Genomic DNA, 10,375 nt, shown 5'->3' with positions numbered 1-10,375 from the left:
CAGTTTTCAAAGGTCTACATAAGTTAACAACGAGTATTAATTCTAAACTATAGTCAACTATATGTCAACATAATTCTGATTTATATTTATTAATCATTTCACGTTCAAAATGTATAAATAATCAAAAAATATATAACTCGTTGTCCGTCAAGGCAAGCGGGACAGAAGAAAAACTCTCAACAAATCTCAAGTCGCCCTGACAACAATGAATATAATACCAACTATTCATCCTAACGTCAACAATTTTTTTGTTTTTTTGTGTTTGCTAAAAACAAGGTGTTTTTTAAATAATAAATTCTTTTATCAATATTCATTTTTTAGGATCATAAAAGGTCGTTTTGCAAAAATACAACATGCCTTTATCTATAAATCACACATTATAAAAAATAAATCCATGATATTGTTCGCTTTTCATTTTTAATTTAGTGTCTTACAAGCAAAATTGGAAAATATTTATATGGAATAAACAGGGGACCAGATCAAAATTGAACTTTGACCCGGTCCCCTTGTTCTAAACATTGCATTATACGAACTAATACGCTTCAGCAGACTAGCAACACACTTTTATTATTTCACTTGATTACTTCTACACCGTGCATATAAGGCTGTAGGGCCTGTGGAATCGTTACTGATCCGTCTTCATTTTGATAATTTTCCAAAATAGCAGCCACGGTTCTTCCCACAGCAAGACCAGAACCATTCAATGTATGCACTAACTGCAGCTTGCCATTTTCATCACGGTACTGGATATGCGCGCGACGAGCCTGAAAATCTTCACAATTTGAACAACTCGATATTTCACGATACGTATCCTGTGCAGGAATCCATACTTCAAGATCGTGCGTCATGGCAGCAGAAAAGCCCATATCACCAGTTGACAGAGTGATTATATGGTACGGCAATCCTAACTTTTCCAGAATATTGCCCGCATTTTTAGTCATTTTCTCCAATTCATCATATGAATTTTCGGGTTTGCAGTACTTAACCATCTCAACTTTATTGAACTGATGTAGTCTGATCAACCCCCGTGTGTCACGTCCTGCACTCCCAGCCTCAGATCTAAAGGCTGGTGATAAAGCTGTAAAGTAAACAGGCAATTTTTCTGCTGGAATAACCTCATCACGGTAATAATTCGTTAAAGGTACTTCTGCAGTTGGAATCAAAGTCAAATCCTGTCCTTGAATTTGGAAAACATCTTCCTTAAATTTAGGAAATTGACCAGTGCCAAACATTGAAGCGCCATTTACTAAATATGGTGGAAGTATTTCAGTGTAGCCTTCTTTTTCATGTTCATCCAGCATAAAATTATAAACTGCACGTTCAAGTTTAGCCCCTAAACCCTTATAAAACAAAAAACGGCTGCCGGAAACCTTTGCTCCGCGTTCAAAATCTAAAATTCCAAGTTTCTCGCCAATTTCCCAATGAGGTTTAGGTTCAAAAGAAAACTTGCGTGGTTTACCTACTACCTTTATCTCCACGTTTGCATCTTCATCCGGCCCAACAGGAATAGTTGGATTAGGCAGATTAGGCAATCGTGCAGCCATATCCCTGACACTTGCATCTATGGTTTTTAATTCTTCTTCCAAGGCTTTTATCTTAGCTCCAACTTCCTTCATATCAGCTATTTGCTGACTAGCATCTTCCTTGTTCCGCTTTGCAGTTGCTATCGCCTCAGATACTTCATTTTTCTTCTGTCGTAAGGTTTCACTCTCAACGACCAGTTCACGCCGCTTTTGATCTTGCGCGACCAAATTGTCAACAGTTTCTGCTTTGACTCCGCGCGTGGCAAGTCTTTCCTTTACCTCTACAACATTTTGCCGAATCATCTTAATATCTAACATTTAATTTCCTCCTTCATTTACAAACAAAAAAGTCCTTCCATCCCTCAATTGGGACGAAAAGACTCGATTCGCGGTACCACCCAAGTTCGACAAAAAACATCGCACTCAAAAAATAACGGTCTCCCGTGCAGCATTACCTGCCCATACAATCGAACGCTGGATTTTCGACGTCATGATTCACAGCAACCATCATGTCTCTTCTTGTCTACTTATGGCGAACTCAGATGTTTTCCCTATAACTATAGTATCATCATAATATCAATTACTAAAAAATTCAAGTACAGAAGTTGAGGCCCGAACAGCTCTACTATTTTTTGGTATCCGTCGGGGTTAGATCAATTGACTCCAACGGTATCAACTTAGTGTGGTGCTTAAACTTATAATAAAAATAAAGAACCAAAAACAGTGGGACACTCATATAGCTGACTCCTATTGCTTGCCAGTCCCAATTAGCAAAAGACTTCAAATCTTGTCCTATAATCACCAGAATACATAGTACCAATGAAAGAATCGGTCCCAGTGGAAACAGCTTCGCTCGGTACCGTAATTTGTCCAAAGACTTACCCTGTTTTTTGAAAGCTCTGCGAAATCGATAATGTGAGATCGCAATTCCAAGCCATGCGATAAAACCTGTTAACCCACTTGCGCTAACCAAAAAAGTGTAGATTCTCGTTCCATAGACACTAGCTAAAAAAGTAAATAAACCAACAGCTGTCGTCCCTAAAAGGGCTGGGAAAGGGATACCGCGAATGTTCAGTAATCCAAATATTCTAGGAGCATCTCCGCTGCGTGCTAAAGAATACAGCATCCTTGTTGAAGCGTACATTCCTGAATTTGCAGCCGATAATACTGAAGTTAATATAACAGCATTCATGACACTCGCTGCCGATGCAAGCCCCGCCCTGCGAAACACAAGGGTAAATGGACTGATCGCAATATCATTTGCACCTGAACCTAATAAGTTCGAACTTGTATATGGGATCAAACAAGCTATAACAAAAATCGATAAGATATAAAACAATAGAATCCGCCAGAAAACCTGTTTGATTGCTTTTGGAATACTTTTTTCCGGTGTTTCAGACTCTCCAGCCGTTATCCCAATCAATTCTGTGCCTTGAAAAGAAAAACCAGCAACAACAAAGACACTAAGAATTGTCGGAATTCCACCAACGAATGGAGCTTTTTTGTAAAAAAGATTCTCTAATCCTACAGCATGTCCCCCCATGATACCAAAAATTGTCAGTACACCAACTATCAGAAAAAGAATAACTGTCACAACCTTGATTAGTGCTAACCAATATTCAGTTTCACCAAATGAAAGAACAGAAAAAGCATTGATACAAAAAATGATAGTTAAAGCAAGTAAGCTAAAAATCCAGCTAGGAATACTTGGCAACCAGAACTTCATTACAAGGGCAACTGTACTAATGTCAACAGCCAAGGTTATTGCCCAGTTAAACCAATAATTCCATCCCATCGCAAATCCAAGTGCGGGATCAACAAAACGCTTAGAATATGTTGCAAAAGAACCCGTCACAGGCAGATAAGTAGCCATTTCCCCCAAACTCGTCATCAAAAAGAAAACCATCAATCCTATTCCAATGTACGCTACAAGTGCTCCACCGGGTCCAGCCGTGCTGATTGCTGAGCCACTAGCAACAAATAGCCCAGTCCCAATGCTTCCTCCTAAAGCAATCATTGATAAATGCCGTGTCTTCAGGGCCCGTCTAATCTGTGGCCGCTGTGAATCCTGTTCAATTTTCACTTTTAAACCTCCCCAATTTTGAGGCCTATGCGTATACTTCAATTGCTTAAATTAAAAAACCTTGCCGCATTTTTGCATCGGCAAGGCTTTTTTTAATAATCAGTTTAGTAAACTAAAAATCAAAGTCATACTCGATAGCTCTCCGCAAATACAGTTGCGACAGTTTCCGGTCTATTAAACCGACCCCCAGCAAAATGCCGTTAAAGCGACACCAGCTTCGGCAGATGCTCCTTTCGTTATCCTTCAACGATGCTTTAACATCTCAAAATAACTACTAATATTATCTGCAACCTCTCTTCGATAAAAACATTCTACACTTTTAAAATTCTAAAAACAATACTGCACTAGGCATTAATCAAGTAAGGATCTTCTATTCTAGTGTATCTGATCATCTAAAATCTGTTTACCCAAACCTTGGTTAAAACTGTAATCGACCGGCACATCTACAATTACGGGCCCCTTGGTTGCAAATGCCTGATCCAAGACCTTCCCCAATTCACTCGCTTGAGTCACCCGTAAACCAGTTGCACCAAAACTTTCTGCATACTTAACAAAATCAACGGGGCCGAACTTAACACCTGCCGCACGGCCATACTTCAATTCTTCTTGAAATTTGACCATATCATAATTTCCATCATTCCAAATAATATGAACAATGTTCAAGCCTAGGCGTACTGCTGTTTCCAAATCCTGACTTGAAAAAAGAAAACCACCATCACCAGAAACAGAAACTACCTGTGTTTCAGGACGAACCAATGCAGCAGCTATTGCCCACGGAAGTGCAACTCCCAGCGTTTGCATTCCATTGCTGAACAATAAATGACGAGGTGCATAGCTTCTAAAGTGCCGAGCCATCCAGATATAAAAGCTTCCTACATCAACAGTGACCGTCATTTCATCAGTAACCCTCTTTTGAAGCTCACGGATAACACTTAGAGGGTGATTCAAAATTTGTCCTTCTTTAATAGCAGGAGCCTCGTCCCGTTCTTCAAATTTAATGTGCAAATCAGTTAAATAATTTCTTGAAGAAGCAGAAACACTGTATCCCTTCATATATGGCAAAAGAAAATCAAGTGTTTGCGCGATATCTCCAACCAATTCGCGTTCAGGTTGAAAGTTTTTATCTATTTCAGCTCTCATTGTATCAATAACAACAATATTAGCCTTTCCATCTGCATTCCAATTTCGCGGTTCATATTCAATCGGATCATACCCAATAGCCACTACCAAATCACTGTTTTTCAGCAATTGATCGCCTGGTTGATTACGGAATAAACCAACACGACCAAAGAAATCTTCCTCCATTTTATGCGGAATAATACCGGCACCCTGAAAAGTTTCCACAACTGGCAAATGTGTTTCTGCGATTAAATTGCGGATAGCCTTGGTTGTCTCCGGTGATGATGCCCGCATCCCCAACAGCAGTACCGGTAATTTGGCTGCCTTAATCCTTTGTGCCAATAAAGTTGACTCAATTGGACTGGCAGGCCCTAATTGAGGTGCAACCAGAGGCTTTATAACTTGTGTCTTGACCTCAGAGTCCGTTACGTCCTGCGGAACCGAAACAAAACCGGCACCCTGCTTACCAGCTTCTGCTTCCTGATAGGCATTAGCAAGCACCTCAGAAATGTTCTCTGGATCCTGTACCTCTGCACTATACTTGGTGATAGCAGCAAATAGCGCTGAATTATCCATACTCTGGTGTGTCAAGCGCAACAAGTCTGTTCTCTGAACCTGTCCAGAAATAGCCAGCACAGGATCGCCTTCAGCTGTCGCTGTAACAAGGCCTGTTGCCAAGTTACTTGCTCCAGGTCCAGATGTCGTCAAAACAACCCCTGGTTTCCCTGTGATACGCCCGATCCCTGCTGCCATAAAGGCAGCATTTTGTTCATGCCGTGTCAAAATGAGCTTTGGTGCATCAGGTGAAGTTGGGTTCTCTAATCTTTCAAAAACGCGATCGATCTTAGCTCCGGGTATGCCAAAAACATACTTAACATCGTGATTTATCAAACTATCAACGATCGCATCGGCTCCATAATATTTTTCATCATCTTTCATCTCGCTAGCTCCCTCTTAATAAAAAATTCGGATTCGAAAATACAGTATAGTCATGCTTTTTAAAGCCATTTCAAAAGTTATCATAGCATTGCATCAAAACAAATACTAGTATCTTTTACATTTGTGAATTTATTAATTAAAAATGAAATCAGATAATTGTTAAATCAACCCTTTTGGCCTATAAAAGTTTGTGAAATCATCTCAAAGTAAGCTGTTACATTTATCCTTTGAAAAAGGCCTTGGCAACGGAGCTAAATTCATATCAAATAAAATTACTGCAGCATTAGTACCTTTTAAATTATTTATATTGTGAAACACCACACTTCAAATAAGTATTTTGGTCATCTCCAGCAATTTATGTTTGTTTGGGAATGACATCACTTTCTGTTAAGTCTGGATTATTCCAGTCCACCAGCGGTATTTCCTCCTTGCCCAGAGTCTTGGAGATAACCTGATAAACTGTCTGTTCACCCAAATACTGGCACCAGCGTCTATCAGCCTGATGAAAAATACCATTCATTACTTGTTTTGCTTCTTGGGAAATAGGTTGAAAATCTTTAAAAACAAGATCAATAAAGCCTAAATCTGGATAAGATTGAATTTTCCCCTCAGTTGCGTCAACAATCTGCAACAAAGTAATTTCTTTAGGATCTCTTGCCAACGAAAAACCACCACTATTACCAGAAACAGACGTTATCAATCCAGCTACAACTAGTTTACGCAATACCTTCTGCAGGTATGTCTGGGAACCGCTGATTCGCTGATGGATCATTTGTGAAGAAAGCGGAACTTTACGATCCTGCGTTGCCAGCAGAGCAATGATGCATGCCGCTTGTTCAAATCCCTTTGTTAACTGCATTCTAAATTCTCACCCTTAACTTTAATTAATTAAAAAGCCTGCAATATGTATAAACTTGCTTCGCGGAAGTATGCCCAAAAAACGGGTTGGCTTTCCTTTTAACAACTAGCACAAAACCATTTTTTTCAAGAACTCGCTGTGAAGCAACGTTCCTATCTGACACCATTCCTGTCACTTCTTTTATTCCATTTTCTTGTGCCCAACCAACCATGGCTGCAAGGGCCTCCGTCATAATTCCTTGACCCCAATAGTCTTGGTTAAGCGCGTAACCGACAACCCGTCTATCCTCTATTGGTTGACTCTGCTCTCCTATTTGCTCATACAAACAGATATTGCCGATTACTTTTTTTTCAGCGCTATATTCAATAACCCATGTGTGTTCATTATCCAGAATCCTGTAAAAAGCACGGACATCATCCAATGTTTTACACAAAGTAAATTCAGCTTCTTGAGCAACTTTTTTTTGCGTAGCATAATCCTGCAAATCAAATAAATCGCTCTCTTTAATACGCCTAATTTTTAATCTCTTTGTTCTTAGCATAAATCCTCATCTTCTTAATAACCTGCTCCTCAGTCCAATTACAAGGCAGTAAGAGTTTCTCTGGAAATGAAGAGAAAGCCCCTCTCGTAGACATCTTCTCAACAGTTCGTTCTAAGAAGCTACTAATTTATTTTAGCATTTTTTCCAAACAATATACTACTAGTTTGTAACTGCCTGTGTTGATAAGCATTAAATATCTTCAAGTTTGCTTTTCATTATGCTGCTGGGGTCAAATCTCATCCTCATCTTGCTTATAACAGCATAAGTTTTAGTCTCCACACGCTGCTAAGACCTTTATACTTTTTGATTTTGATTATACAATAGCTTGGTAGCTTTAATTTGTGTTTGCATTGTTTGCTAACTTTAGCGCAAACTCAGTTAATAAAATAGCTTTCAAGGAGAATTCAATATGATTAATGACGTTTTACTATTCTTTGTTATCGGTCTTTTCGCTGGAACCATGGGTGCTATCCTAGGGCTTGGCGGGGGAATTATCATCACACCAATCGTCACCTTGGCTTTCGGGCTTGATATCAAATATGCCATTGGGGCAAGCATAATTGCTGTAATAGCGACTAGTTCGGGCTCTACGATTGCTTTTCTTAAAGACGATGTTCTTAATCTTCGTGTGGCCATGTTTTTAGAAATTGCAACAACGATCGGTGCGATTGTTGGAGCTTTTTTAACAGGTATTATTGACCCTAGTTTTCTCTATGTTATTTTTGGTGCTCTCCTTGTTTTCTCAAGTTGGAATATGTACCGCAAGTTACGTGCTGGAGCTGAAGTCTTCCACAGTCCCCAGCATAATAAACTAGCCGATAAGTTCAAACTTAACAGTTCCTATTATGATAAAAATTTAAAAAAGCAAATCAACTACCAAGTTGATAATATACCGACCGGTCTAACAATCATGTTTGGTGCTGGCATTGCAAGTGGAATGCTTGGGATTGGTTCGGGCGCTTTCAAAGTCATGGCTTTGGATAATGCTATGAAAATGCCGCTTAAACCGGCTAGTGCCACTAGCAATCTTATGATGGGAGTTACTGCGACTGCAAGTGCAACTATCTATTTTTTTAATGGCTCGATCCGTCCAGATATTGCAGTTCCATTAGCACTTGGAATACTTGTCGGCGCCGCAATTGGAAGCCGTATCATGCAGTTGCTTCCAGCTAGAATTATCCGTGGTATATTTATTCCAGTATTGCTTTATTTAGGGCTGCAAATGATTCTTAAAGGAATGGGGGTAATTGCATAATGAATTCAAAAAACAAAAATACCGCTGCAGAGATGGAAGAGATTGAAATAATCATTGGCAAGATTATGCGGGTTGGCGTACTGCTAGCCACTCTTTTCATGCTGGCAGGTCTATTGCTCCTACTAATCACATCTAATTCAGGTTATCCTGGTAAAAGTTTCCCGACAACTATAGCAGCAATTCTTTCGGGCCTAACAGAGTTCAAGGCATTCGCTTTTATGATGACTGGGATCTTCCTGTTAATTTTAACTCCCTTCCTGCGTGTTGTTATTTCGGTATATGCCTTCTACAAGGAAAAAGATACACTTTACGTTTACATCACCCTCACTGTCCTTTTCATCCTTATTATTAGTTTCTTAATTGGTCATCATTAAGTTAATTTGCTAAACTAAGAATAGCTTTAATCAAAAAGTATTAAGGGGATGTTCACGGTGGCTAAGGATAGAGAACGGCTTAAGGAAGAAAATTCAAGAAGAGCGAATCCTCCCCATTCGAAACCCGCTTTTAAAAGTCGTCAAAAAACGATTTTTTTCTGGACACTATTTGGCCTAATCTGCTGCTTAGGAATAGGGATACTTTACGTTTCACGAATCTATAAAAACGCACGTCAAGCCACTAACACTATCTATAGTCCAAATAATGTCAAAAAGAAGCGTGACACATCTTCTTTGTTAAAAAGCGGCTCTCCTATTTCAATTCTTTTAATGGGCACTGATACCGGCGCTCTCGGGAGAAATTTTAAAGGCAGAACAGATACTTTGATTATTTTGACGTTAAACCCTGACAAAGAGAAGATGACACTAGTTAGTCTTCCGCGTGATGCCAAAGTTGCTGTTACTAATTATGAAAACCGCTACCCTAGCAAATTAAACTCAGCCTATGACTATGGTGGCTCTGCAACTGCTGTGAAAACGGTACAAAAATATCTTAATGTTCCAATCGATTTTTATGCAACCATCAATATGGGCGGATTAGAGCATATGGTCAATGCAGTCAATGGCGTTGATATCAGCCCAACCTTAACTTTTTCTTACGGTGGTTATTCATTTACAAAGAACAAGACTGTTCACATGTCTGGGGCTGAAGCACTAGCATACGTCAGAATGCGCCATACAGATCCTCAAGGTGATTATGGCCGCCAACTGCGGCAGCGACAGGTTCTTACACAAGTTGCATCTAATGGCGGCAAATTAAAAAATCTGTTAAGCACCCGTTTCTTTGGAGAAATTTCTAAGCAATTAAAAACAGATCTTTCTTTCAATGACATTATGCTGCTCGCTTTAAAATATCGCACAGCAACACATCACATGACCTCGGATCATGCTCAAGGAAACCCACAAATGATCAATGGGGTGTCTTTTGAATCAGTTCCTGAAGATGAGAAACAACGTGTTACAGATTTATTGCGTTCATCTTTGGATATCCCCAAAGCCGAAACTGGAAATACTCTTTTAAATTCAAATGGCAGTTTAATAAACACTCAAAATTAAACAATTAAAATTAGTTGTAATGGGCGCTTGCTTGCGTTCTGTCGCAGCTTTTTTTATTCCAAAAACAAGCAGTATACTTGCCATCAAAACAAGTGCTTGCTACGTTCTCAAAAAATAAGTTTGTGAAATAATATTTTTATAGCAAAATATTATTGACATTTATCCAGTCAAAATAGTATAGTAATTACAAGTTAGTAAGCGTTTTCACAAAAGGAGGATTTATTACTATGAATGAAGAAAGTTATCTTGCTTGGGCTGAGTCAGTTCCACATAATTATGAGATTAACTTCAGCAATAGCATTTTGTCACCAGAAGTTAATGATTTCCCTGAATTAAAAGAGTTAGGAAAGATTACCGTTTCCGAACATAAAAAATGGCGCGTTAAATCTATCGTCCCAGAACTGGCAGTTTTTGAGCAATGCTTTGTAGCGATCATGAAAAAGCATCACGTTCCAACAGAAAACTACACCATCGTTCAATTAGACGAAGAAATGGTCTGATTTTTTAAAATTTAAGTTTTTACTATTCTCTTTTGTTAGTATACAAAATATTGTAAATCAACGCTC

Annotated in this window: 9 protein-coding genes and 1 riboswitch; of the genes, 4 read left to right on the top strand and 5 right to left on the bottom strand. The window is 39.0% G+C overall.

The window, feature by feature from the left end; genetic code table 11:
- Positions 1–572: 572 nt before the first annotated feature.
- From serS to JCM15457_RS08440, 5 genes are all read right to left on the bottom strand, one after another.
- The gene (gene serS / locus JCM15457_RS08460) at positions 573–1,841 is read right to left on the bottom strand and encodes a serine--tRNA ligase (RefSeq protein WP_034989208.1); all 1,269 of its coding nucleotides are present in this window, start codon (positions 1,839–1,841) and stop codon (positions 573–575) included.
- Between the two features lie 307 nt (positions 1,842–2,148).
- Positions 2,149–3,540, bottom strand: a complete 1,392-nt coding sequence (locus JCM15457_RS08455; RefSeq protein ID WP_051993394.1) for an amino acid permease — start codon at positions 3,538–3,540, stop codon at positions 2,149–2,151.
- Between the two features lie 193 nt (positions 3,541–3,733).
- A riboswitch (Lysine riboswitch) is annotated at positions 3,734–3,910 on the bottom strand.
- Positions 3,911–3,981: 71 nt separating this feature from the next.
- Positions 3,982–5,664, bottom strand: coding sequence for an acetolactate synthase AlsS (gene alsS / locus JCM15457_RS08450; RefSeq protein WP_034989207.1), 1,683 nt, complete (start codon positions 5,662–5,664; stop codon positions 3,982–3,984).
- Between the two features lie 355 nt (positions 5,665–6,019).
- On the bottom strand, positions 6,020–6,523 hold the full coding sequence (locus JCM15457_RS08445; RefSeq protein ID WP_034989206.1) for an RrF2 family transcriptional regulator: 504 nt from the start codon (positions 6,521–6,523) through the stop codon (positions 6,020–6,022).
- Positions 6,524–6,548: 25 nt separating this feature from the next.
- A complete protein-coding gene (locus tag JCM15457_RS08440) occupies positions 6,549–7,064 on the bottom strand; it encodes a GNAT family N-acetyltransferase (protein WP_051993387.1) in 516 nt (171 codons plus the stop codon).
- 409 nt (positions 7,065–7,473) lie between these two features.
- Here JCM15457_RS08440 and JCM15457_RS08435 point away from each other — a divergent pair, with 409 nt between their 5' ends.
- From JCM15457_RS08435 to JCM15457_RS08420, 4 genes are all read left to right on the top strand, one after another.
- A complete protein-coding gene (locus tag JCM15457_RS08435; protein ID WP_034989205.1) occupies positions 7,474–8,319 on the top strand; it encodes a sulfite exporter TauE/SafE family protein in 846 nt (281 codons plus the stop codon).
- Complete coding sequence (locus tag JCM15457_RS08430; RefSeq protein ID WP_034989203.1) at positions 8,319–8,693, top strand: DUF1634 domain-containing protein; 375 nt, start codon at positions 8,319–8,321, stop codon at positions 8,691–8,693. The genes JCM15457_RS08435 and JCM15457_RS08430 overlap by 1 nt, the downstream gene beginning before the upstream one ends.
- A 48-nt stretch (positions 8,694–8,741) precedes the next feature.
- A complete protein-coding gene (locus JCM15457_RS08425) occupies positions 8,742–9,809 on the top strand; it encodes an LCP family glycopolymer transferase (protein WP_081778232.1) in 1,068 nt (355 codons plus the stop codon).
- A gap of 227 nt (positions 9,810–10,036) precedes the next feature.
- Positions 10,037–10,309, top strand: coding sequence for a hypothetical protein (locus tag JCM15457_RS08420; protein WP_034989201.1), 273 nt, complete (start codon positions 10,037–10,039; stop codon positions 10,307–10,309).
- Positions 10,310–10,375: the final 66 nt, after the last annotated feature.

Origin of the sequence: Liquorilactobacillus sucicola DSM 21376 = JCM 15457 (assembly GCF_000612445.1) — a bacterium.
GTDB lineage: Bacteria > Bacillota > Bacilli > Lactobacillales > Lactobacillaceae > Liquorilactobacillus > Liquorilactobacillus sucicola.
This window is presented reverse-complemented; position numbering and strand designations above follow the sequence as displayed.

Coding starts and splice junctions, on each gene's coding strand:
- JCM15457_RS08435 (WP_034989205.1), top strand. CDS start 7,474: ATGATTAATGACGTTTTACTATTCTTTGTTATCGGTCTTTTCGCTGGA.
- alsS (WP_034989207.1), bottom strand. CDS start 5,664: ATGAAAGATGATGAAAAATATTATGGAGCCGATGCGATCGTTGATAGT.
- JCM15457_RS08445 (WP_034989206.1), bottom strand. CDS start 6,523: ATGCAGTTAACAAAGGGATTTGAACAAGCGGCATGCATCATTGCTCTG.
- serS (WP_034989208.1), bottom strand. CDS start 1,841: ATGTTAGATATTAAGATGATTCGGCAAAATGTTGTAGAGGTAAAGGAA.
- JCM15457_RS08430 (WP_034989203.1), top strand. CDS start 8,319: ATGAATTCAAAAAACAAAAATACCGCTGCAGAGATGGAAGAGATTGAA.
- JCM15457_RS08420 (WP_034989201.1), top strand. CDS start 10,037: ATGAATGAAGAAAGTTATCTTGCTTGGGCTGAGTCAGTTCCACATAAT.
- JCM15457_RS08440 (WP_051993387.1), bottom strand. CDS start 7,064: ATGCTAAGAACAAAGAGATTAAAAATTAGGCGTATTAAAGAGAGCGAT.
- JCM15457_RS08455 (WP_051993394.1), bottom strand. CDS start 3,540: ATGATTGCTTTAGGAGGAAGCATTGGGACTGGGCTATTTGTTGCTAGT.
- JCM15457_RS08425 (WP_081778232.1), top strand. CDS start 8,742: ATGTTCACGGTGGCTAAGGATAGAGAACGGCTTAAGGAAGAAAATTCA.